Below are 23,315 nucleotides of genomic sequence, written 5' to 3' on the forward strand. Positions count from 1 at the left end.
ATAGGGACGCGGGGAAAAGTGACTCGGAAAGTCAGGGCCGACGCGGCCGACAACCATGACCACATCATCGCGACCGCCCGCGAGGCTTTCGCCGTCGAGGGCGTGGACCTCCCCATGCGCGAGATCGCGCGGCGCGCCGGGCTGGGCATCGCGACGCTGTACCGACACTTCCCCACCCGCACGGACTTGATCAGCGCGGCCCTTGCCGGGCATGTGGCCGCCTGCCGGGCTGACATGCAGGCCGCACAGAAAGAGCCGGACGCCTGGACCGCGCTCAGCGGAGCCATCCGCCAGTTCGCTGAACACCAGATCCGGGCCCCCGGCCTCAACGAGGCACTGCTGGGCTCGCACACCGCAGGCGACGCCTTTCGTGCCGACCGGCAGGCCCACGCGGCAGCACTGGAACAACTCGTCGCCCGCGCACACCAGCAGCACGTCCTGCGGCGAGGAACCACCGTCGCAGACGTCCGCGTCGTCCTGATGGCGCTGTCCTCGCTCCGCCCCACGCAGGCCACCCGGCGGCCCGAGGCGATCCGCATCTTGCTGGACCTGCTTCTGGCGGGGCTCCGCACGCCCGGTCACTGACCTGCCGAGCGGCCGGGCCGCGCCGCTTGCCCCTATCGTGTCCCGCTCGGTCGCCTTCTTGTACGGGGCGCGCGCCGGGCCGAAGTCACCGCTGTGGGCGAGATGTCGCCGCACACCCCAAGCTCGTCCATATCCGCCCGAAGCCCCGTTCACCGCCCAGGAGATCGACCTTCGCGAACGACTCCAGGCACAGCGAACGTGGAGACCGGCTGCCCCAAGTGGCCCGTGCTCGCCGACGCGGGCGGGTTGGCCCGTGCGGGAGCGGACTCCGGGTAGCGATGGTGCTCGACCTGGTGTGGTCGTCCGCATGACCGTCAGGCTGAGGCATCCTCCGTCGGTGGCCGCGTGCGCAAGGGCCGCAATGACATCTCACCGCGAGCCGGCGCCTGCGGCGAGCAGGTCACCGGCCGTGCGTGAGTCAGCCCTGCGCGGCGTCTCCCTGTCCCCGTGGGACGGCATCGAGGGAGGCCAGCGTCGCGTGGTCGAGTACGACCGCACCCGCCGCGATGTTCGCTTCGAGGTGCTCGGCGTTGGCTGTGCCGGGAATGAGGAGGACGTTCGGGGCATGGTGGAGGAGCCACGCAAGACCGACCTGGGCGGGGGTGGCGCCCAGGGATCGCGCCGCGGTGACGACGGCCGGCTCGTCGGTGACTTTCCGGAGGCCGGGAACGGCGCTGCCGAGTGGGAAGTACGGTACCCAGGCGATGCCTTCGGCGGCGCAGAGGTGGACCATGTCCTCGTCGTCGCGTGCCACGAGGCTGTACGCGTTCTGGACGCAGGCGATGCCCGCCGGAAGCGCTCGCCGCAGGACGTCCGGGGTGACGCTGCTGAGCCCGATCGCGCCGATCTTGCCCTCCTCGCGCATCGCGACCATGACCGCGAGCTGGTCGTCGACATCGACCACCTGGTCGCCTTCGGCACGCAGTCCGGGCCCGGTGTCCGTGCGCCGCAGGTTGACCAGCGGGATTCGGTCGAGTCCGAGGCTCTTGAGGTTGTCCTCCACGCTTGCCCGGAGTTCCTCGGGCCGCTGCGCGAGGCGGAGCCGGACGGCTCCGCCGGGGTGGGAGTCGGCGCCCACCTTGCTGGCGACCAGGACGCCGTCCTCCGGCCGGATCGCCTCGCGGATGACGTCGTTGACGAAGCCGTCGCCGTAGAACTGGGCCGTGTCCACGTGGTCGACGCCGAGCTCGACCGCGCGCCGCAGGACCGCGACAGCCGCGGCGCGGCCACCGTGCGGCTGCAACTGCATCGCCCCGTATCCGATCCGGGAGACGGTTCGGCCGGCGAGGAGTGCGGGGCCGCCGGGGCGGGAAGCGCCGGTGGGCGTGGTTTCGGCGGAGGGGGTATCGATAGGAGGCATGGACATCCCGTCCTCATGCGATGATGGAAGAAACGGAGGAGCATCCGTTTCATTGCACCCTAGCACTACCGGAGGTTCCTCCGCTTTGAGTCCCCGCAATCCGGCGTCCCCCGACGTCCCAGCCGACCCCGCCGTCGCCACAGCCCGTCCGGCCCGCGCCGACGCGCGGCGCAACCGCGAGAAGCTCCTGACCGCGGCCCGGGCCGCCTTCGCGACCGCCGCCGAGCCGGTCGTGCTCGAGACCATCGCCCGCGAGGCCGGAGTCGGCATCGGCACCCTCTATCGCCACTTCCCCACCCGCGAGGCACTCGTCGAAGCGGTCTACGCCGCCGAACTCGACGAGGTCACCACGAACGCCCCCGCCCTGCTCGCCGAGTTCCCACCCGAGGCCGCGCTCCGCGCGTGGATGGACCGGTACGCGGCATTCCTCGCAACGAAACGCGGAATGATCGACACGCTTCGCGCCGGCTGGGCTTCGGGGAGCATGGCGACCCCGACCACGCGAGAGCGCGTCACCTCGGCGATCGAAACGATCCTCACGAATGGGGTGCGAGCGGGTTCGTTCCGGGCAGACGTCCATGCCGAGGACGTCACCGCCATGCTCCTCGGCGTCTTCCTCTCCACGGCGGCCAGCAACACCCCGGAGCAGACCGGCCGGCTCTTCGACCTCATCGTCGACGCGCTGCGCCCACCTGCCGGGCGCCGAAGGACCGGCCCCGCAACCAGGACCCCGACGACCGGGAACGTGAACGGGTGATGTCGGATCGGTTCGCCTGACGGCGGCCTCGCCGCCACCGGCCCTGCCATCCACGGGTGACGAACCCAGGGCAGGGCCGGTCGGCACGTGGCCCCACGGTCGCGGCACCCGCCGAACGCCTGTGCCCGACGAATCGAGTGGGCCCGTGACCGACGACGTCCTGTCGATCATTCCTCCGATCCCCAGTGGCAGCCGCCCTGGCGGCGGCCGAGCGGACTGCTGCGCTCGCCGCGGACCTGGCTCCCGGCCCCCCGGAGGCGCGGACGGCTTCGCCCACTTCGAGAGCGCCGCGGGTCGTGTGCCTGAGCACCCACCGCGGGGGTGCTCAGGCACACGAGGTGTCGCGGGCCGCATCAGTCGGCCGGCATCACCCACACGTCGGCGATCGAGGGGTCGTAGTCGGCGCCGGTGTCCTGGAAGCGGAGCCGCACGGTGCCGTCCGACGTGCCGGCGGAGGGGTCGACCACGAACTGGTGGGTGATGGTGCCCTGGCCGCCCTCGCTTCGCTGGAGGTCGACGCTGTGCACCACCTTGCCGTCCACCTGGACGTCGTAGGTCTTGCGCCGGGCGCCGTCGAAGGTCTCGACGACGCGGACCACGAAACGACCCTTGGTGGGTACGGCGGCGTCGAACTCCAGCCAGCCCCCCGGGTAGGAGGAGTGGGTGTAGCGCCGTGTCAGCCCGGCTTCGATGTTCGTCCCCGAGTGCTCCGACGCCGTCAGCCGGTGGGCGGACTCCGACGGCCCGTCACCGAGGTCGATGTGGTCGCTGGACTGCGCGGGCGGGGTGGGCAGCGAGACCGCGATCGTGCCGGTCGCCTGCTCCGCCGGCGTCGAGCCGGTCGCCGCGGTGACCGTGGCCGCCTGGCCGACGACGGTGAGCGGCACCGTCACGACGGCTTGGACCGTCCTCTTCTCCCCCGGGTTCAGTCGGTAGCCGACCGGGTTCGGCGTCGGCCAGCCGTCAGGGAGGGCGAGCGTGAGCTTGCCGGACTGCACCACATCGGTGCGGTTGGTCAGCACGGTGGCAACGGTGGCCTCCTGGCCCGGGCCGGCCGGGTCAGGCGTAGTGGACACACCGTCGATGGCGACGCCGGGGGCGAGCGGCAGGCCCGCCGACACCGGGAGCGTCGCCGTTCCTCCCGCGTACTGGTAGGACACCGAGCCGGTGAGGTCGGCCATGGACGCCTGCGCGTCGGTCGCCACCGTGATGTCGTAGGCGTGCTCGAGCGTACTGCCCGCACCCGTGGTGGACGCATGCCGGCCCACCGGCTTCACCGTCCAGCCGCTGGGTGCGTGCAGGGACGAATCGACGCCGGTCAGCGGCCGCTTGCCGGTGTTCTTCAACGCCACCGTCACGCGGACGACATCGCCCGGGAGGATCTCGTCGGCCGGCACCTCCAGGCCGGCGACTGCGCCGACCAGGCGCGACGATGCCCGCGACAGGGTCTGCTCGATGCCGGTCAGCGCATCACGCAGCGCCGTGGCCGCCGTCTTGTCGATCGTGCCCTGCTCGGCGTACGTCCGCGTCCATCGGTCGAGGTCAGCCACGCCGGCGAGCGCACGGTGCACTGCGGCGGCGGTCGGCCGCTCGTCCGCGCCCTCGCTCTGCAGGCGCCAGGCGGCTGCGAGCTCGGTCCGCATCAGGGCGGTGCGCACCTGCAGGTGGCCCTTGGCGATCTTGCCGGCCCCACGCACCTGCAGCGCGTCGACACCGTCGGAGAACGACGCTGCCTGCGCCCGGGCCGCCCCCAGGTCCCCGAGCACCGGGTCGACCGCGAACGCATAGCGCCCCGAGCCGACCTCCAGCACCACGTCCCCGCCGGCCTGTTCGACGTATCTCACGTCGTCGACCTCGCTGATCGGCGTGCCGCCCTCGGTGACCGCCCAGCGGTTCGCCGCCGGGATGCGCACCTGCGCGGTGGTGTTCGCCGGCACGGTGACGTCGAGCTTCATCGTCCCGCTGGTCGTGCTCCACGCGCTGCGCACCGTGCCGTACGGCGTCTGGTGGCTGAAGTCGACGTGGTCGATGCCCTCACCGGGCTCGGGGGCGATGAGCACCTTGCGGTAGCCCGGCTCGGCGGCCGAAACGCCCGCCATGGTGCGGTACATCCACTCGCCGACCGCGCCGTACGCGTAGTGGTTGAACGAGTTCATCCCCACGTCGTTGAAGGTGCCGTCGGGGTTGATGGAGTTCCACCGTTCCCAGACCGTGGTCGCGCCCTTCCCGATCTCGTAGCCCCAGGACGGGTAGTCCTTGTTCTGCAGCAGCCGGTAGGCGATGTCGGAGCGCCCCGCCTCGGTGAGTGCGGGCAGCAGTCCGTCGACACCGAGGAAGCCGGTCGACAGGTGGTAGTCGCGGCGCTCGAGGGTCTTGACGAACTTGGCGACGACCGCGTCGCGCCGGTCGGCGGGGACGAGGCCGTTGGTCAGGGTCAGGATGTACGAGGTCTGGCTGTCGCCCTTCACGGTGCCGTCGGCGCCGATGAACGCCGCCTGGTACGCCGACCTGATCGCCTCGTAGCGCTGCTGGTACGCCGCCGCGTCGCCGTCCCGGCCGATGGCGGCCGCCATCTGCGCGAACTCGCGGGTGCTCTTGGCGACGAACGCGGTGTCGAGCACGTCGGCCGGGGTCGCGTCGTCGAGGTTGAGCCAGTCGAGGTAGCCGCCGGCGGAGCGGATGTGGCCGGTGGAGTCGGCGTCGAGGAAGTCGACGTAACCCTTCATCATGTCGTAGTTCTCACGGATGACGTCGGTGTCGCCGTACGCCTGCCACACCGTCCACGGCACGTGCACGCCGGAGTCCATCCAGCCGGCCGACTCGTAGCCGCCGTCGAAGCGGCCGGGGACCACGGGGGCGACGCCGGGCAGCGAGCCGTCGGGCCGCTGGGTGTCCCGCAGGTCCTGCAGCCACTTGGTCAGGAAGGACTGTGCGTCCATGTTGTAGACGGCGGTGCGGGCGAAGACGTTGATGTCGCCGGTCCAGCCCATCCGCTCGTCGCGCGCCGGGGTGTCCGTGGGGATCGACAGGAAGTTGCCTCGCATGCCCCAGACGATGTTGCTGTGCAGCTGGTCGACCAGGTCGGAGTTGGTGTCGAGGCTGCTGGTGAGGTCACCGTCGGTGCCGACGACGACACCGGTCAGGTCCTCGGCCGCGGGGGCCTGGTCGACGCCGGATATCTCGACGTACCGGAAGCCGTGGAAGGTGAACGACGGCTCGAAGGTCTCCGGCTGGTCGGTGGCGAAGGTGTAGTGGTCGGTCGCCTTCGCGGTGCGCAGGTTCGCGGTGTAGAGCGTGCCGTCGGGGTTGAGCACCTCGCCGTGCCGGATCGTCACCGTGCGGCCCGGCCGGCCCTTGAGGGTGAGGCGTACGTGGCCGACCATGTTCTGCCCGAGGTCGTAGAGGTAGACGCCGGCGGTCGGCGAGGCGATCCGCTTCGCGGTCCTGAGCTCCTGGGTGACCCGTACGTCGACGGCGGTCTGTGGCTCGAGTACGTTCACCGGCTCGTCGCGGACGTCCGCGGTGGCCCAGTTCGCGTCGTCGAAGCCGGGCTTGTCCCAGCCGCCGACCTGCTTCGCCACGCGTGCGTCGTAGGACTCGCCGTCGAGCAGGTCGGCCTCGCGGGTCGGACCGCCGGTGGTGGTCCAGGTGCCGTCGGTACGGACGGTGGCACTGGTGCCGTCGGTGAACTCGACGAGCATCTCGGCGATCACCGAGTCGTCCTTGCCGTACACGTCGGTGCCGAACATGGCGACCTTGCCGCTGTACCAGCCCGGTGCGACCTCGGCGCCGAGTACGTTGGCGCCGGCGCGGACCTGCCGGGTCACGTCGTAGGTCTGGTAGTCGATGTGCTTGTCGTACGCCGTCAAGCCGGGCGCGAGTTCGGCGTCGCCCACCCGCGCGCCGTTGAGCCGCAGTTCGTACACGCCGCGTGCCGATGCGTACACGCGTGCCCGGGCGACCTTCTTGCCGCCGAGGTCGAACTCCTTGCGCAGCAGCGGGACAGGCTCGTCGCGGCGCAGCCAGGCCTCGCCGCCCGCGCTGTCGACGCGCAGGCCGCCGGCGGTCACGGTGCCGGACGCGAAGGTGCGGTCGCCCGCCGGGAAGGCGGTGTCGACCAGGACGGTTCCGTCGTCGCTGGTGACCGTGACGTCGCGGACCAGACCGCGCTCCGCGCCGCTGGTGCGGAAGCCCATCGTGCCGGGGCCGCCGAACGTCGCATCGGTGCGCTGGTCGAGCTGCTTGCCGTCGACGGTGGTGGTGATCGTGTCGCCGTCGACGGCGATCGCGTAGTCGTGCTCGGCGGCGAAGTCGAACCCGGCCGGGAACGGCGTCGCCTTGAGGACCGAGTAGTTGCTGTTGCGCTTGACGTGCGGGCGCAGCGCGTCATCGGCGTCGCTGATCTGCCACATGTAGGCGTTCTCGGTGTCCTGACCGCGGAAGTAGACGCCGAGCGCCCCGTTGATGTCGGAGGCGGTGAACTTGATCGTGTAGTCGGTCCACTTGGCGCTCAGCGCCGGTGTGTCCGCACCGATCCACGCGGCGGTCCACGGCCGGTCGCCCAGAGCGGTGCCGAACGTGGCGGGCGCGCTCCACTTGGAGGCGATGCCCCGGTCGTCCCATACGCGGACGGACCAGACGTAGTCGGTGTGCGGCTGCAGCGCGGGACCGCCGTAGCGGACGTCGACCGACTGACGGGAGGAGACCTTGCCGCTGTCCCAGACGTCGGGCTTGGCGAGGCGGTCGGCCGAAGAGGCGACGTGGATCTCGTACGCCCGCTGCGTGACGCCGCGGCGCTCGGAGTCGAGCTGCCAGCCGAGGGTGGGAGCCGTCAACGGGATACCGAGCGGGTCGTCAAGGGCGTTGACCGTCAGATCGCCGACGCTCGTTGCAGCGGCGGCGGGGGTGGCGGTGGCGGCGGGTGGACTCGCTGCCGTCGCCGTCGCGGGTGCCACCACGACGAGGACTGATGCAGCGACCACCGCGGCGATCTGCTGACGCACGGGCGCTCCTCCAGAAAGGGGTACTGAAACGCTTCAATGACACCCTGGCGGCGATCACCCCTCCATGGCAACGAGTTGGACAGATTTGATGGAACAGATTCGAGAGATCAATGAATCGGTTTAAGTCGAGGGGGCCATCCCCTCCACGATGCAGCGGGCCGATCCGGTGGCCCGGCCCCTGAGCCCGTCGCCCACGCTTTGCGACGGGGCCACCGGTCGGGCGATGGCTCGCTGTTCAGGGGCCGGCGCGGAACGGGCAAGCCCCATCGCCGGGTGAGCGCGGTGTCCGACGTCTCGACTCGCCGCCCGAGGACTCCGGCTCAAGCCGCCGGAGCGCCGCTGTCGTCGCTGCACCGATTCGTCATGGCTCGCGCCGTGGCGGCCAGGGCAGCGGCGGGGTGGCGACGGATCGGAAGGCACGGGGTGCCGTCGCAGATCGCGACGCCCGCACCATCGGCGCGGATCGAGGACAGATCCGAGGCCGGCCGGCGACGCGCGTCCGCGAGCGGCCCTGATAGGCGCGCCCCTCGTGATCGTGCGCGAGCGGCGCTGGGCACATCTCGCTGCACGCGCACTCTTGACACCTGGCGATCAACCGGAGGAGCATCCTGTCCGCACCCTGACAACGTTGTCTAATGAGGCGTTGTCCGGACTAAATGAAGGGCAGACAACGGTGTCAGACATACAATCAGGTCGTTCTCGCGCGGGGCGGTTCCGGCCGAAGCTACGCTCCCCACGGCGCCGGACCCCCGGCGGCGCGGCGGTCGCCCTCGTGGCGGCACTCGGTACCGTCCTCTCCCTCGCCGCCGCCGTCCCCGCGACGGCCGCGACGGCCACCTCGGCCAGGGGCGAGGTGCAGGACACCGTGGCGTACGTCGATCCGCTGATCGGCTCGACCAATGCGGGCAACACCTACCCCGGCGCCGTGCAGCCCTTCGGCATGCTCGCCTGGAGCCCGCAGAACACCCGGGGCCAGATCTCGACCCCCGCTCCCGGCGGGTACGAGTACGGCGCGACGAAGATCCGCGGTTTCAGCCTCACCCACCTCAACGGCGTCGGCTGTTACGGGGCCAACGGCGACATCCCCGTGATGCCGTACGTCGGCGACGTCGACTCCTCCCCCTCCGCCGACGCCACCGACGCCAAGTACGCCAGCTCGTTCTCCCACGCGGACGAGACCGCGGAGGCGGGCTATTACAAGGTGGGGCTGGCCAGCGGGGCGTCCGCGGAGCTGACCACGACCCCCCGCACCGGCTCGGGACGCTTCGGCTTCCCCGCCGACAAGCCCGCGAGCATGCTGTTCCGTACGTCCAACTCCGAGACGGGCAGCGGCGACGCGACCGTGCGGGTGGACAAGGCGGCGCGGACCGTGACCGGCTCCGTCACTGCCGGCAACTTCTGCGGCCCGATGAACGCGAACAACACCCACGACCTCTACACCCTTTACTTCACCGCGCACTTCGACCAGCCGTTCGCGAAGGTCGGCACCTGGACCGACACCACTCTGAACCCGGGATCGACCTCGGCCTCCGGTGGCACCGGTTACGGCACGAACGGCATCCCGGCGGCGGGCAAGGGCTCGGGCGCGTACGTGACGTTCGCTCAGGGCACGACGCAGGTCCAGGCGAAGGTGGCGATCTCGTACGTCAGCGCGGCCAACGCGGAAGCCAACCTCAAGACCGAGAACCCGCCCCGCGAGACCTTCGCCTCGGTGCGGTCGCAGGCGGAGTCGGCGTGGCGGCACGAGCTGGACAAGGTGAAGGTGAGCGGCGGCACCGACGCCCAGCGCACCACCTTCTACACCGCGTTGTACCACTCGATGCTGGAACCGACGCTGACCAGCGACGTCGACGGGCGCTACCTCGGCGCGGACCTCAAGCCGCACCGGCTGGCGAAGGGTCAGAAGGCGCAGTACGGCACCTTCTCGGGCTGGGACCAGTACCGCGCACAGGTGCAGTTGATGACCCTGCTCAACCCGAAGGCGGGCAGCGACTACGCCCAGTCCCTCTTCAACTACGCGGGCCAGCGCGACGGCGAGTGGGACCGCTGGCTGCTGGAGAACGGCAAGACCAGTGTGATGTCCGGCGATCCGTCGGCCGCCGCGCTCGCCGGGATCCACGCCTTCGGAGGAAGCGACTTCGACGTCAAGGGCGCGCTGCGCTCCCTGATCACCGCGGCGACCGTGCCGACGGCGAACGACTCGGACAGCGCGGGCTGCAACGTGGAGTGTGTCGGGCAGCGCCCCGCGCTCGACAAGTACCTGAAGCTCGGTTACGTACCGTCGGACGGCTGCCACTGCTGGGGCGGCGCGGCCGAGACACTGGAGGACGCGGCGGCCGACCACGGGCTGTCGGAACTGGCCGGCGCCATCGGTGACCGCGCCAACCAGAAGAAGTTCCTGGAGCGTTCGGGCGCGTGGAGGTACGTCTTCGACGCGAACGCGACCCCGCAGGGCGGCTACATGCGGGACAGGAAGGCGGACGGGACCTGGGTCGGCGGTTCGTTCTCGCCGAGCACCGAGAGCGGCTTCGTCGAGGGCACCAGCGCCCGGTACACCTGGATGGTCTACTCGGACGTGGCGGGCCTCGCCCGCGCGATGGGCGGCAACGAGACCGCGGTGAAGCGGCTGGACGCGTTCTTCCGTACACCGGACGGCGCTTTCGACTTCTCGGCGCAGGACCCCACGCGCTTCGACCCCACCAACGAGCCCGACATCAACGCGCCTTACCTGTACGACTACTTGGGGGCGCCCTGGAAGACCCAGGAAACCGTACGCGCGGAGCTGGACAAGCTGTGGACCGACCAGCCCGGCGGCATTCCCGGTAACGACGACGCGGGCACGATGTCGTCCTGGTACGTCTTCTCCGCGCTCGGCATGTACCCGCAGGTGCCCAGCCGGGCGGACCTGGTGCTCTCCGCGCCGCTGTTCCCGCGTGCGGTGATCCGTACCGGGCACGGCAAGAAGATCACGGTCAACGCACCGGGCGCCTCGGCGGAGAACCTGTACATACGGGGTCTGCGGACCGACGGCAAGAAGTCCGACAAGCCGTGGGTGCCCGCCTCCTTCGTCACGCACGGCGGCACCCTGGACTACACGCTGGGCAGCACCCCGGACAAGTCCTGGGGCAGCGCCCCGGCCGACGCCCCGCCGTCCTTCCGCGAGGGCGGGGTGCCGTTCTTCACCGGGACCGCGCCCAGCACGGTGAAGGTCGAGCCGGGAAGCAACGGGACCGCCTCCCAGGTCAAGGTGCAGACGATCGAGGACGCGGCCGCCACGGTGCACTGGAAGGCGACACCGCCGAAGGGCATCACCGTGACGCCGTCGGAGGGTGACCTCAAAGTGCCCGGCGGTGGTTCGGGCAGTGAGAAGTTCACCGTCACGGCCGCGGCCGACACCCGGCCCGGCTTCTACACGGTGCCGGTGACACTGACCTCGGCGTCCGGCGCGGCCGTGCCCAGCACGTCGCTCGCGGTGACCGTCGCCGCGCGGGACAGTGTCCTGTGGAACCTCAACAACACCGGCATCTCGGCTGACGACAGCAACCCGCAGGCCAACTTCGATGGCCAGGGCTGGAGTTACTCGGCAAAGGCCCTCGCGGCAGCGGGCGCGAAGCCCGGTGGCACGGTCTCCGCGGGTGGCTTCGACTTCACCTGGCCCGCGGTGAACCCGGGCGACCCGGACAACATCGAGGTGGTGGGCGGTGGCGCGCCACAGGTCCTCGACCTGTCGGCCGGCTCCCCGGACGCGACGAAGCTGAGCCTGCTGGGCAGCGCCATCAATGGCACGACGACGGGCACGGTGACGCTCACGTACACCGACGGCACGACCCAGGAGGCCCCGATCGGGTTCAGTGACTGGACGCTGGGCGGCGGCACCCAACAGCCGTCCTTCGGCAACGTCGTGGCGCTCCACACCCCGTACCGCGATGTGTCGGGCGGCGGGGTGGACCAGGTGGGTACGGACGTCTTCGCCACCGCGCCGATCTCCTTGCAGGCGGGCAAGCGGCTGGCGAGTGTGACCCTGCCGGGCGCGACCGACGGCGGCGTGATCCACGTGTTCGCGGTGGCCACGGCCTGATCCCGCGACGGGGGGCGGGGGGGGGGGGGGGGGGGGGGGGCGGCCCCCGCCCCCACCCCGCCCCTTTCGCGCGTGCGCTCGCTTCGGTACGTACTCCGGGTCCCGGAGGGGAAGGCCGAGCCGGGCCAGTCCTTCCGGCCGCCGGGCAGTGCCTCCCGCTCGGGGCCGACGCCCCTAGGGCGTGTTTCAGAAGTGGATCAAGGTGATGAGTGATGGCTGGCCACGGTCCAGAGTTAAGATCACTGACCTGACGCCGACCTGAGGAGGCGGGCGAATTGGCCGCCGTGGTGCTCGTTCACGGCCTGTATCACCGTCCCGAGCACTTTGCCCTGGTGGCAGAACGCTTGCGGACCGCAGGAACCGAGGTCGTCGTTCCCGAGCTCCACAAGGGCTCATTGCCCGCTGACACAGCCGTGGTCCAGGCTGCCATCGACGCGCTGCAGGAGCCTCCGATTGTGCTCGGTCACTCCTACGGCGGGTCGGTGATCACCGGGGTGCGCGGAGCGGGACACCTGGTCTACCTGGCGGCCTTCGTGCCGGATGTCGGCGAGAGCGCGGCCGGTCTGGGTGGCGCGTCCCCGCAGCTCCTGGACGCGATCAACCTCGAGCCCGACGGCTCTACCAGCCTGCACCCCGACCGGGTGGCCGACACCCTCTACGGCGACTGTCCCGAACCTCTCGCCGCCTGGGCAGTTGGCCTGCTGCGTGCGCAATCCCCCGGCTGCGGGCGAGGAGTCCCGGAGCGCCATAGCTGGAAGCACACTCCTTCCACCTACGTCGTCTGTGCGCAGGACCTGGCTATCGACCCGGTCCTGCAGCGGAAGATGGCTTCACGCTGCACCGACGTGCGCGAGTGGGAAACGGGCCACTCACCGTTCGTGGGACAGCCCGACCTCATCGTTGAACTTCTGCAGGCCGACACCCTGCGCAGGCGAGATGAAGGAGTCACAACCACTCGTTGATGGGGGAGCAGCGGCTCCAGCTCCGCCCACTGAGCATTCGTCAGATCGTGCCTTCCCATGAAGTGGATCTTGACACATCAAGATCCACTTTTGAAACACGCCCTAGGGGCCGGTGATCGGGCGGCCGGTTCGTGACCGGGGGCGCCGTACCGCGGTCGGTACGGCGCCCCCGGTCGCCGGCGGAACCGCCATGCAGAGCCGAAGTCCAGCTTTGCCCCCGAATCTCCGATTCGCGGCTGGACCGGATACCCAGCCCAGGCCGCCTGACGCGCGATGCCGACCCGTGCTGAAGCTCCACGAGCCTTTCGGCAGCGGAGAGATCCGACGCGGATCCGTAGCGCAAGACCACACTCGCCGGGCGGAACGGCAAGTCGCACAGGACAGGTTCCATGACGGCGAAGAGCGCGTCGGCATCAGGGCCGTAGGCGAAGAGCGCCACCTCCCCCGCCCCCGAACTCGTTACTGGCACGGTGCTCTCCAGGGCCGCGTGAAACGCTGGACCTCTCCTGTCAGGCAGATCAGCCGGTCCAGCGCCTCTTCGAAGGACTCTGCGACCAGCCAGTGCTCCCATTGGGTGTGGCAGACCGTGGTACCGCGCGCTGACACGTAGAGGCCGTCAACGTACATCAGCGCGACGGGGAAGAACTTCAAGGGGCCGAAGCGGTCAGCCAACTCCGTGAGGATCTCCCGATCGGCCGCCAGGTTGGGGTCGAAGCGGAGCAGGTCGACGTAGAAGTTGGCCCCGCCGTGGCCAACTGGTTCCACGGTGAGCCCGTGTAGCGCTTCTAGGATCGAGCGGGCCAGCGGATGCATCGGCAGGCCCCAGTCGGCGAACTCCCGCGCCTTCCCGGTCATCCCGACGTGACGTTCAGGCCACCAGCCGGCATGCTCCAGCATGGCCTGGGTCGCTATGTCCAACCGTTCCGGTTCGAAGACTCTACCCATAGCTCTTCCAAAGGGGTCATGGCTCTGTCCTGCGGGCCCCAAGACACCCCAGTCACGGGATGGCGGTGAGCGTATCCGACAACGCCCGTCAGGGCGCAGCCCTTATGGACCTCGCGCCCCACGCTGACCACCGCTTCACACGTCCGAGCCCAGGCACATACGGACAGCAGAAACCCCTGCCGACTCACGGTGCCCGGCTCCGCCCACGTTCGGCTCAGTCCATCGCTATGCGGCGACGTTGGGGCCGGCGGGCGATGTCAGTCCGGCCTTCTCCCGCTGTCGGCGCGCGACACGGAAGGAAAGCGCGCTACAAGAGGCGGAGTTCGCTGAGAACCCCAGGCGCGGCCACGGTGCAGCACGCAAGGATCACGACTCTGGGCCCGCTGGACTGAACATTGACCCCTGTCCCGCCGCTGTCAGCGCTCCCCGACAGGATGTGCCCACCATCGACAGGGGAGGGCTCATGAGTGACGGCATCCGGTGGCTGATCGACGCGGGGGATCGTTGGATGGACTGCGTCACCTTCGCGCGCGGCATCAGCCCGGAGGAACTCGCGATACGGCTTGGTGCGAAGCCAGGCTCGTCGGCCCCGCTGCTGACCGCCTCGGAGGCCTGGGATCTCGCCCACGGGTGGGACTCCGTGATCGTGCGGGTCGGTTCCTCGGACGGATGGTCCTTCGCTGTGGAGTCCGGGCTCCCGCAGAGTGCCGACGTCCTTGAGGAACTGTCTCGGGGCGGGGTGGAGATCGTCCGCCTCGACCCCCAGCCCGATCACCCGCCGATGCAGTTCGCGTACCTGCGAGACGGTGCTCCCGTCTGCTCCTTCGGCATCACGGAAGAGGGGATCCGGTGGGGTCATGACCCGGACTTCCTCCTACCGGACCTCATCCGCACGGGGGTCCTGTGTGCCGATGGTGAACGTCTGCACGACGACGGCATGGACTACGCGGCTGAGAAGCGCCGGACGTTCGGGGTACTGGAGCACCGGTTCGGGCTGTCCCTGCCCCGGAAGCAGGTTGAGGAGGTGCGGCTGCCGGCCTATGCGCTCTACGAGAGCCCCGGTTTCGTCTGGCCTCCACCGGAGCGCAGCTGACCGCGCCGACGGTGGAGCGATCGTTCGGCCGGCGTCCTGGCCGGGTTGGGTCGGAGCCTCGGCGGGGGCCCCACGCCGGTCCGGAGAGTGGGGCCCGCAGGCTCCCCGCCCGGCTTGGATCCCGCGAGCGGCCGTCGTTGCTCCGAGCGGGCCCCCGACGCGGTCATCGGTCGTTCACCCGGCTTGCCGCCCAAGCGGGGCTTCGGGTGGTCCGACCGCACGACAGCCGCCGGGAGCGGGGACTTGGAGTGCGACCAGGGCTGTGTCGTGGTGGGACCCCGCCCGGTCGATGCCGCGGAAGACCTTGTTCAAGCTCTTCTTCATACCTGTGTCTCACGCGACGGTTCAGGTCACGCCCTGCGCAGAAAGAACCCGGCGACCGACGCCCGGAGCCGGTCCCCGGCGTGGGGTTCCACCTTCTTGATCATGTGGGGGACGCCCGACCGGATGACGACGAGGCGGTTCGGCAGCGGAGCGACGTAGTGCCCGATCTGCTCGGTGAGGCGGGCGTGGCGTCGGGCGACGGGAAGGACGCCGGACGGCGCCGGGCAGACCAGTAGTTCCGCTCCCCAGGAGGGCTGCCACTCGGGGTGTGCGTAGAAGACGAAGGAGGCCGCCCGGTTCCCGGAGTCGTCGTGCCAGGCGAGCCCGCTACCTTGGGGGTAGAGGAAGGGCCGGTAGCTGAAGGCGTGCCAGTCCTCGCCGAAGCGGCCGGTCCAGGGCAGGAGTTCCGGCGTCGCCTCCTCGATCTGCTTCGCCACGCAGTCGGTCGCGGCGCCCGTCGGGTGGTTCGCGTGGTCGGGGAAGCGTCCGGTGAAGTGGCCGTCCGGGTCGTGTATCGTGCCGGGGCCGCTGAGCGGGCTGCCGTCCAGCAGCCCGTACACCTTGTTCCACGCGCCCTCTCGGCGGCCGTGGACGAAGTGGAACTCCTCGTCGCGCAGCCGCTCCCACAGCGATCCCGCGGCACCAGGGTCGAGGAAGTCGTCGAAAACGGCGAAGTCGGGTGTCCGGTGGGTCAGTCGCACGGTGTCCTCCGGTGGGATCGGGTCGGTGGCGGCGGGACTCGATTCGTCGCCCAGGGGTCCAGAGGTGGCTAGGGGTGAACGGCCGGCCGGCCGGCTGCCGAGGGCACCGGCGACCCCGTTTCCGGGGCGGCCGCCGCTTCTTGGAAGAGGCGCTGTGCCATCCGGATCCCGGTCGCGTCACCTTCGCCCAGCACCCGGCGCACCATCTGCGCGGTGTCGTCGACGCGGCCGTGGGCCAGGTGCCAGGTGGCCACGTTCAGCGGGGGCAGCCACGCGGGCATGCGTGCTTCCTTCACCGGTCCTTCGTCGATGAAGCCGACGTTCGGGCAGTCGGCGAAGCGGTCGGCGAGATAGGCGGCCAGCTCGCGCGGGGGCATGGGTGCGCAGTACACGAGTGGGGTGAGGAGCTCGCCGGGAGGGATCAGCCGTGGCGTCTCGCCGGGCCGGGCGACCGGGCCGGATGCCCTGTACAGGTGCTGGGGGTCGAGAGGTGTCCGTGCCAGCGGAGTGTGCGGGTACACCCGCAGGCCGCAGGAGTAGTTCACGGACACTCCCCTGTCGGCCAGCCGGCGTATGTGGCCGATGGCGTTCTCCAGGCTCGCGGCTGATTCCTCCGGCTGGCCGAACAGGACGCCGACCTGCACCTGCATCCACGGCGGCCTGCGGCGCAGCAGCAGTCCGAAGGTGTCCTCGACGTCGCGCAGCCGGTAGTTCTTGCGGTGGCCGCGCAGCATGCGGTCGTCGAAGGCGTCCACGGAGAAGCTGGGGCGGACGCATCGGGACCGGACCAGGGCGTCCATCAAGTCGGCGGAGAACGGCTTGACGTTGAAGTAGCCGTGCCAGGTGACGGCCTCGGCGTACCGGCTTTTCGCCAGTGCCTCGCACACCTCGATCAGGGCGCGCTCGTAGGGCAGGTTCACTTCCGGCGCGGCCAGGTGGAAGTGGGTGAGCCCGTACCGTCGCACATAGTGCTCGGCCTCCTCGGCGACGGCCGCGGCGGGGCGTTCGTCGACCCGCCGCATGTTGACGTGGTCGATGCAGTACGAGCAGCGCAGCGGGCAGCCCGCGTGGGAGCGCAGTGCCGTGGGGATGCCGCGTGCCTTGGAGAAGAGCACGTATTCCGGGGCGATCGCCGGAAGGGCCGTCGAGGGCCGGGACAGGACGCCGGTGCGCGGGGGTGGGGCGGTCGGGATCGAGCCGTCCGCGGCGCGGGCCAGGCCGCCCGGCAGCGTCGCGAGCACGTGGGCCGTCCGGCGCCGCAGGTCGCGGGTCCCGCCGTCGGCCAGGGCACGCAGCAGTTCGGTGAAGGCGGCCTCTCCGGGGCCGGCGATGCCGAAGTCCAGGCCGAGCCGGTCCATTACCTCCGCAGGGCAGGATGTGAAGGCGGCGCCGCCGGCCACCACCGGCAGTTCGGGGTTCCAGGCGCGCAGGACGGCGGTGAGACCGGCGATCGGCTCCAGGTAGTCGACCACGTCGATCCAGCGTCCGTCGGGGCCGGGTTTCGGGTCGCAGGCGACCACCGCGTTGTCGATGTTGCGCACGGACAGGGCCACCAGGTGGGGCCTGGTGCTGTCCAGGACCTGCGTCAGGCGCGCCCGCGGGTCGAGGGACTCGAGGAAGGGATTGCACATGCTGGTCTCGACGGGCAGTGCGAGGTCGTCGACGGCTGCGCGGATGACCTCCAGTCCGTAGGGGCTGACGGGCAACACCTGGTGGGGGTTGGCGTACAGCAGGAGAACACGCACGGGCGGCTGCTTTCTCGAGGTTCGTCGGGGCGGTCCGGGGGTCTGTTCCCCCAGGGGTCACGGGCGGGCCAAGTCCTCCTGGGTCCGGGGCCGGGACCTCGGCGGCGTGCCGCGGATTGCGGGGCCGTTCATCACGCCGGGCGCGGCAGCCGCACGCCGCGGTCCTGCTTCCGGTCCACCAGTTCCCCGAGGACGCCCAGGGCCCGTTCGGCGACGGGCAGGCCGGTGCGGCGGGCCAGGGAGGCCGCGCACAGCAGCGGGCTGATCAGCGCGCCGCTGCCTCGTACCGCAGACAGGTGGTCGAGGGTGGCGTCCAGGTATGCGGCCGCGGTGTGCCGGTCGCCCGCCGCCAGGGACCGTGCGGCACGGGCCTGGAGGACCACCGCGTGTTCGACCCACGGGCGGGTGGGGTCGTCCTCGGGTTCCGCCGTGGTGGCGGGCTCCTGGAAGGCTAGGGGTTCTCCGCCGATCGCCAGGGCGAGTTCGACGTGCAGGCGGGCGATGCGCGCCTGCTGGGTCATGCCCAGCGCATCGCACCGCTCGCCCTGGACGGAGGACCAGTGGGCCGCTTCCGTCCAGTCCCCGGCCCTCGCGGCGAGCACCGCGCGCCAGCCGGCGATCATCGCCGCGCCGGTGCCCTGCCCGAGTTCGCGCAGCGACTCCTCCGCCTCGTCCATGGTGGCTTCGGCACCGGCGAGGTCCCCGGCCATGTGCCGGACCAGGGCCAGTGGCACCGCGATCGCCGAGGACAGCAGGCGCGACCCGGCGACCTCCCGGTGCAGGCGCTCGCAGTCCGCCAGGGCCGCCGGGACCGGGGTGTCGCCGTTGACCAGGGCCATCGCCAGATTCGCGTAGATCTCCGTCCGGCCGAGGCACTGCGGTGCCCCGTCGGCGGCCCGCAGCGCCGCGTGCAGCTCGCGTTCGGCCGCGGGGTGGTCGCCCGAACGCAGGGCCTGCAGGCCCGCGTACAGATGTGCTCCCGCCCGCGCCTCGGGGCTGTCGGCGCCGACGGCCGCGAGGTAGTGCGGGTCGTCGGACACGGCGGGGGCTTCGCCGGTCACATAGGTGCCGGCGTACAGCGCGTTGAGGCGTGCGTGGATGCCCGCGGCCTCGGGGATCCGGCCGGGATCGGCGGCCAGCACGCGCCCCACACGTTCCAGGGCCTCCTTCGGCATCCCCCGGCTGCCGAGGGCGTACGCCTCCAGGACGTCGATGTCCCAGGTGGCCGGGCTGTCGTCGGGGGTCAGCCGCCGGGCTCGTTCGGTGAGGCCGAGCACGAGTTCGGGACGGCCCCGCGACAGCGCGAACCGGGCGGCGGCGCCCAGTGCGCCGACCGCGGCGGAGGCGGCCCCGGTGGTGCTGGGGGCCGAGGGTTCCACCCCGCGCAGCGCGGTATGCACGGCTTCCCAGTGCCCCGCGAGGAGTTCGGCGACGGCCGGGCGGCGCTCGGCGACGGACTCCACCGCCCGGGCGAGCCGGGTGTGCACGGCGGCGGTCTCGGCGAGTGTCATGCGGCGCAGCGCGACCTCGGCGACCACCGGGTAGGCCGGTGCCAGCTTGCCGCGGCGTGCCTCCGCCTTGGCCAGCAGCCCCGCCTCGACCAGGGCCGCCGCGGCCGTGGCGACCTGCGCCGACGGCATCAGTGCCGCCAGGTCCTCCAGTGCGAGGTCGCGTCCCGCGGCGGACAGCAGCGTGAGCAGCTCGCGGGTCTGCGGGGCGAGCCGGTCCAGCCGTGCGCCGAGGGCGGCGTGCGCGGAGGGCGGGACCCAGTCGTCGCCTTCCTGCCCGTAGCGGCGCAGGGCGACCATCTGCTCGATGTAGAGCGGATTGCCGCCGGCGCGGGCGGCGATCTGTGCGGCGGTGTCCGTGCCGCGCGGTCCGGCGGTGGAGTCCTCGGCGTCGTCCTGGCGTACGGTCAGGAGCCGCTGGGCGAGCAGGCGGGCGTCCTGTTCGGCGAGCGGCGGTACGGTCAGCCGGTGTGCGGCGCCACCGGTCAGCGCGGGCGGAGCGGTGACGCCGACCAGGACGACCGCGGTCTGCGGCAGTCCGGCCGCGCACAGTTCGCCCAGGACGTCGGTGAGGACGTCCGGCATCCATTCGGCGCGCTCGACCACCAGCGCCAGGGGACGGTCGCCGCGGAAGCGGGCCAGTGCACTGCCGAGTGCCCGTACGAGCTCGCCGCGGTCCTGCGCCACGGCGCGTTCGGCGCGGCTGGACAGGCCGGTGACGTGCGCGGTGACTTCGACGCGGGCCGACGGCGCCGCGGCGGCCTGTTCCAGTTCGTCCTGCAGCAGGTAGCAGGCCAGGAGGCCGAGCCCGGATCCCGCGGGCGGGCAGGTCAGCAGGGCCGTCGCGTGCGGGGGGCAGCGGTCGAGGGCTTCGGCCACCAGCCTGCTCTTGCCGACGCCGGGCGCGCCGTCCACGATCAGCGGGCGGGCGGCGGGCAGTTCCAGGGCGGTCGTGAGGGCGGTGGCGAGTTCGCCGAGGAGTGCGTCGCGGCCGAGGACCGGGCCGTCGCCGGACCGGGGCGCGGCGCCGGACGCGCCGACGACCCAGGCGGGAACGGCCTGGTCGAAGCCCTTGGCGGCGACCGGTTCCACGGCGTGCAGCGGCACGTCGTCGGGTAGTTGGAGGCGGGTGGCGAGGTCGACGATGACGCCGTCGTCCGGGGCGTACTGCTGCAGGCGCGCGGCCCGGTTGAGTACTGATCCGATGACGAAGCTGGAGGTCCGGGCGCTGACCGCGACGTGCCCCGAGGCGACCGCGGCCCGTACGGGGAAGTCCCCCGCCAGGAGTTCGCCCAGTTCCGCCGCGTAGGCGCGGGTGCCGCGGACGATCGCCGACGCGGCGGCCACCGCCGCGGCGGCGGCGGACTCCCCGTGGGCGTCGACGCCGAAGACGGCGACGACCGCGTCGCCGATGAACTTCTCCACCTTGCCCGCGTGTTCCTGCACCAGGGCGCCGACGCGGGTGAAGTAGCCGTCCAGCACCGCGGCCCAGCGGTCGGGTTCCAGTGTGGTGGCGAGGCCGGTGGAGCCCACGACGTCGCAGAAGACCACCGATACGAAGCGCAGGCCGCCCGGGGTCTCCGGCCGGGCCAGTTCGGTGCCGCAGGCCATGCAGAACTGGGCCGCGGGGGGATTGCGGACGCCGCAGTCCGAGCAGTCTTTCGTTGCCGGCTCGGCCAAGCTGTCGGGAACGCTCATGGTCTCCTGCCCGTTCACTCATGGACGACCGGGTGGTTCACGGCGCTTGCACCGCCGTGAACCACCCGGTCCTGTGCCGGTGTGGAGTCATGACCCGCCGTCGGCCGCGGGGCCGCCGGAGGACCGGTCACCGCCGTCGGCGGGACGTGGTGCCTGGCGCATTACCAGAGGTAGCCGCCGCTGGGGTCGGAGACGACGTGGCCCTCGACGTCGGCGCCGGCCGCTTCGACACGGGACTTGACGCTCAGCAGGACGCCGATCTCCTCGTCGCTGAGGGACTTCAGGACCTCCTGCTGGGCCTCGGTGGCCTGCGCGACGACGAAGCCCGCCGCTGCCAGCTTGTCGATCTTCTCGCTCATGGTGGTGTCCTCCTTCGAAGAGCCCGCGCGCCTGTCGCGCGGGACTGCGGGGTCCCGGCGCGTTGCGCCGGAGTCGAGGGGGGCCGAACCGGTGGTCCGGCCGGGGCCCGTGGCGAGCGCGAGTGGGTCTCCCCCGCGGTCGTGCCGGTCCTGGTGGGTCGTCGTGCCGGCCCGGCCGCCTGCCGTGGCGATGGCCGGGCCGGCCGGCGTGCGAGTCTGCGTGCCCTGCGTTGCCCCGGCTTCGGCGCCGGCGGCCTTGCCGTCGCTCGCGCCGGTCGTCTCCGGCTCGGTGGGACGGGGTACGCCGCCGAGCCGGACGGCCACCACGAGCGCTACCAGCAGCAGGGCCGTGCCCGCGGCGAGCAGGAGCCGGCCGATGCCGAACCCGGCGACCAGGAGTGCCGCGAGCGGCGGGGCCAGTACGTTGAGCAGAACGGGAACGGAATTCATGAGCGCCCATACCCGGCCGGTGAGTTCCACCGGCGTCTGCGAATGGACGACACTCGGAAAAGTGACCAGGATTCCTGCGCTCGCGATTCCCAGCAGAAAAATAGCACACAGCCAGAGTGCCGGGTCAATACGTATTCCCCGAGCGATGGAGAATCCGATGAAAACGATGATGCAGCCGATGACGGACACGGCCGCCGCCATGGTCACGAAGGGCCTCAGCCGCGTCGCTATCCGCCCCATGAGCAGGGATCCCACCACGCCGCCCACTCCGACGGCGGACACCATGTAACCGATGTACGAGGGTCCCATTCCCAGCGCCGGGACAATCAACGCGGCCATGGAGTCGTAGAGGAAAACGACGAACATGAGACAGCACATGACGAACAGCAGGGAACGGAGGATGCGCGTTCCGAAGACGTGGCCGAAACCCTGTTTCAGCTCCGTCAAATAGCGTGATCCCTTTTCCTTGGAAGGCTGTGACGTACCGCGCAGGGCCCATACGCACAGCACCGCGAAGACAAAGGTGCAGGAGTTCACAGCGAAGATGGCCCGGGGTGACATGAGAGCGATCAGCAGACCGCCAAGCGCCGGACCGAGGATCTTGACCGACTGCGTCGCCGTCTGCAGCAGCACCGTGGCGGACGGGATGTCGCGCTGCTCCACCGTCGCGCGCAGCTGGATCTGGCCGGCGATGCCTGCCGCGGAGCCCAGCGTCGAACGCGCCAGGACCAGCGCGGCGGCCCAGTACGTCCCGGGCGCGAACACGAGCCCAAAGGTCAGCACGGCCTGAACCGCGTCCGTCACCAGCAGCGTCCGCCGGGACGGCCGGCGGTCCAGCAGCACCGCCAGGAACGGGCCGGCGAGCATCGGCAGCATGCTCGCGGACACCACGAGCGCCAGATCGCCGGCGCCGCCGTGCCAGACCGTGGTCACCAGCACCAGCAGCGCGACCTGGTCCAGCCAGTCACCCAGCCCCGAGACGACCGAGCCGCCGAACAGCAACCGGAAGTCCCTGACGCGCAGCAGCCCCCATGTCCCCGGCCGTCTCATCCGGCAACGGCCACGGGTACGCGCGCCTCGACCCGGGTCACGACGGCCTCCATCACCTCGATCAGCCCCCGCATGGTGTGCAGCGCGCTCACGCCCACCAGATCCTCCAACTCGGCGTCGAGCGGCAGCCGGTCCACCAGACGCAGCACGTCGTCCCGGTGCTGCACGTCCAACTGCGCGTGACGCGCGATGGTACGAAAGGCATCTGCCGGCAGCCCGGTGCGCGCCGCCAGGTCCCCGGCAAGACCCGGCCCCGGCGGGTTGCCCTCCAGCACCGCAATGTGCCCGATCAGCGCCACCGGATGGACGTGCCGCAGCCAGTAGTACTGGGATCCGACGAGCGAGGCGATCGCCGGCCCGGGCACCGCCGTCCGCAGCTCCGCGGGGTCCCCGCCGGCCAGGGCGTGGTCCTCGGCGACCCACTGGTCGTGGCCGTACTCCTCACGGATGTGCTTGGACAGGTAGCGGCCCAGCATGTCCGCGACCGGATCACCCTGGCGGGCCACGCACTGCTCGGTGGCGGCCAGCATGAGGGGTACCGTCGCGCGGATCGTGCCGTGCAGCGTCTTGAGCCACTCCACGTACATCACATCGCTGCGCGAATGCGTCCACATCCGACGGGACGCGGCGTCCACCGCCGGCATCAGCAGGCCGGTCTTCTCCCGGAGCCTGCTGGACCGCGACTGCTCCTCCACCG

Annotated in this window: 13 protein-coding genes; 5 read left to right on the top strand and 8 right to left on the bottom strand. The window is 71.1% G+C overall.

Annotated elements, in window-relative coordinates; genetic code table 11:
* The first annotated feature begins 18 nt into the window (after positions 1-18).
* Positions 19-585 carry a helix-turn-helix domain-containing protein gene (locus ACIP98_RS34310; RefSeq protein WP_319660797.1) on the top strand — a complete coding sequence of 189 codons (567 nt, stop codon included), beginning with the start codon at positions 19-21 and terminating at the stop codon, positions 583-585.
* A 418-nt stretch (positions 586-1,003) separates the two neighbouring features.
* On the opposite strand, the gene ACIP98_RS34315 is transcribed toward ACIP98_RS34310, so the two are convergent.
* Positions 1,004-1,945, bottom strand: a complete 942-nt coding sequence (locus ACIP98_RS34315; RefSeq protein WP_319660798.1) for an aldo/keto reductase — start codon at positions 1,943-1,945, stop codon at positions 1,004-1,006.
* A gap of 85 nt (positions 1,946-2,030) precedes the next feature.
* On the opposite strand from ACIP98_RS34315, the gene ACIP98_RS34320 reads away from it, so the two are divergent.
* Positions 2,031-2,702 carry a TetR/AcrR family transcriptional regulator gene (locus ACIP98_RS34320; protein ID WP_401979813.1) on the top strand — a complete coding sequence of 224 codons (672 nt, stop codon included), beginning with the start codon at positions 2,031-2,033 and terminating at the stop codon, positions 2,700-2,702.
* 353 nt (positions 2,703-3,055) lie between these two features.
* Here ACIP98_RS34320 and ACIP98_RS34325 read toward each other — a convergent pair whose 3' ends face one another.
* Complete coding sequence (locus ACIP98_RS34325) at positions 3,056-7,705, bottom strand: family 78 glycoside hydrolase catalytic domain (protein ID WP_401979814.1); 4,650 nt, start codon at positions 7,703-7,705, stop codon at positions 3,056-3,058.
* 772 nt (positions 7,706-8,477) lie between these two features.
* Here ACIP98_RS34325 and ACIP98_RS34330 point away from each other — a divergent pair.
* Together ACIP98_RS34330 and ACIP98_RS34335 are read left to right on the top strand one after the other, a co-directional pair.
* Complete coding sequence (locus ACIP98_RS34330) at positions 8,478-11,783, top strand: GH92 family glycosyl hydrolase (RefSeq protein WP_401979817.1); 3,306 nt, start codon at positions 8,478-8,480, stop codon at positions 11,781-11,783.
* A gap of 275 nt (positions 11,784-12,058) precedes the next feature.
* Complete coding sequence (locus ACIP98_RS34335; protein ID WP_401979819.1) at positions 12,059-12,745, top strand: alpha/beta hydrolase; 687 nt, start codon at positions 12,059-12,061, stop codon at positions 12,743-12,745.
* Between the two features lie 459 nt (positions 12,746-13,204).
* Here the strand turns inward: ACIP98_RS34335 and ACIP98_RS34340 are convergent, their stop codons facing one another.
* On the bottom strand, positions 13,205-13,642 hold the full coding sequence (locus ACIP98_RS34340) for an SUKH-3 domain-containing protein (RefSeq protein ID WP_401979821.1): 438 nt from the start codon (positions 13,640-13,642) through the stop codon (positions 13,205-13,207).
* 511 nt (positions 13,643-14,153) lie between these two features.
* Between ACIP98_RS34340 and ACIP98_RS34345 the strand changes: the two genes are divergently transcribed.
* Positions 14,154-14,783: a DUF6461 domain-containing protein gene (locus tag ACIP98_RS34345; protein ID WP_401979824.1), complete on the top strand. Its 630-nt coding sequence runs from the start codon at positions 14,154-14,156 to the stop codon at positions 14,781-14,783.
* Between the two features lie 350 nt (positions 14,784-15,133).
* Here ACIP98_RS34345 and ACIP98_RS34350 read toward each other — a convergent pair whose 3' ends face one another.
* The 5 genes from ACIP98_RS34350 to ACIP98_RS34370 all read right to left on the bottom strand — a co-directional run bounded on the left by ACIP98_RS34350 (position 15,134) and on the right by ACIP98_RS34370 (position 23,313).
* Positions 15,134-15,808 (bottom strand): 2OG-Fe(II) oxygenase, encoded by a 675-nt coding sequence (locus tag ACIP98_RS34350; RefSeq protein WP_401979827.1) that lies wholly within the window; start codon positions 15,806-15,808, stop codon positions 15,134-15,136.
* 68 nt (positions 15,809-15,876) lie between these two features.
* Entirely contained in the window at positions 15,877-17,553 is a 1,677-nt protein-coding gene (locus tag ACIP98_RS34355) for a B12-binding domain-containing radical SAM protein (RefSeq protein WP_401979829.1), read from the bottom strand.
* A gap of 131 nt (positions 17,554-17,684) precedes the next feature.
* Positions 17,685-20,759: an AAA family ATPase gene (locus ACIP98_RS34360; protein ID WP_401979830.1), complete on the bottom strand. Its 3,075-nt coding sequence runs from the start codon at positions 20,757-20,759 to the stop codon at positions 17,685-17,687.
* Between the two features lie 161 nt (positions 20,760-20,920).
* The gene (locus ACIP98_RS34365) at positions 20,921-22,618 is read right to left on the bottom strand and encodes an MFS transporter (RefSeq protein WP_401979832.1); all 1,698 of its coding nucleotides are present in this window, start codon (positions 22,616-22,618) and stop codon (positions 20,921-20,923) included.
* Positions 22,615-23,313, bottom strand: a complete 699-nt coding sequence (locus ACIP98_RS34370) for an iron-containing redox enzyme family protein (protein WP_401979835.1) — start codon at positions 23,311-23,313, stop codon at positions 22,615-22,617. The genes ACIP98_RS34365 and ACIP98_RS34370 overlap by 4 nt, the downstream gene beginning before the upstream one ends.
* Positions 23,314-23,315 lie beyond the last annotated feature (2 nt).

It is taken from the genome of Streptomyces sp. NPDC088354, assembly GCF_044753585.1.
In the GTDB taxonomy this organism is placed as follows: domain Bacteria; phylum Actinomycetota; class Actinomycetes; order Streptomycetales; family Streptomycetaceae; genus Actinacidiphila.

Bases quoted from the DNA above. Each gene is read 5' to 3' on its own strand.
- ACIP98_RS34315 (WP_319660798.1), bottom strand. From the start codon at position 1,945: ATGCCTCCTATCGATACCCCCTCCGCCGAAACCACGCCCACCGGCGCT.
- ACIP98_RS34340 (WP_401979821.1), bottom strand. From the start codon at position 13,642: ATGCTGGAGCATGCCGGCTGGTGGCCTGAACGTCACGTCGGGATGACC.
- ACIP98_RS34345 (WP_401979824.1), top strand. From the start codon at position 14,154: ATGAGTGACGGCATCCGGTGGCTGATCGACGCGGGGGATCGTTGGATG.
- ACIP98_RS34360 (WP_401979830.1), bottom strand. From the start codon at position 20,759: ATGAGCGTTCCCGACAGCTTGGCCGAGCCGGCAACGAAAGACTGCTCG.
- ACIP98_RS34365 (WP_401979832.1), bottom strand. From the start codon at position 22,618: ATGAGACGGCCGGGGACATGGGGGCTGCTGCGCGTCAGGGACTTCCGG.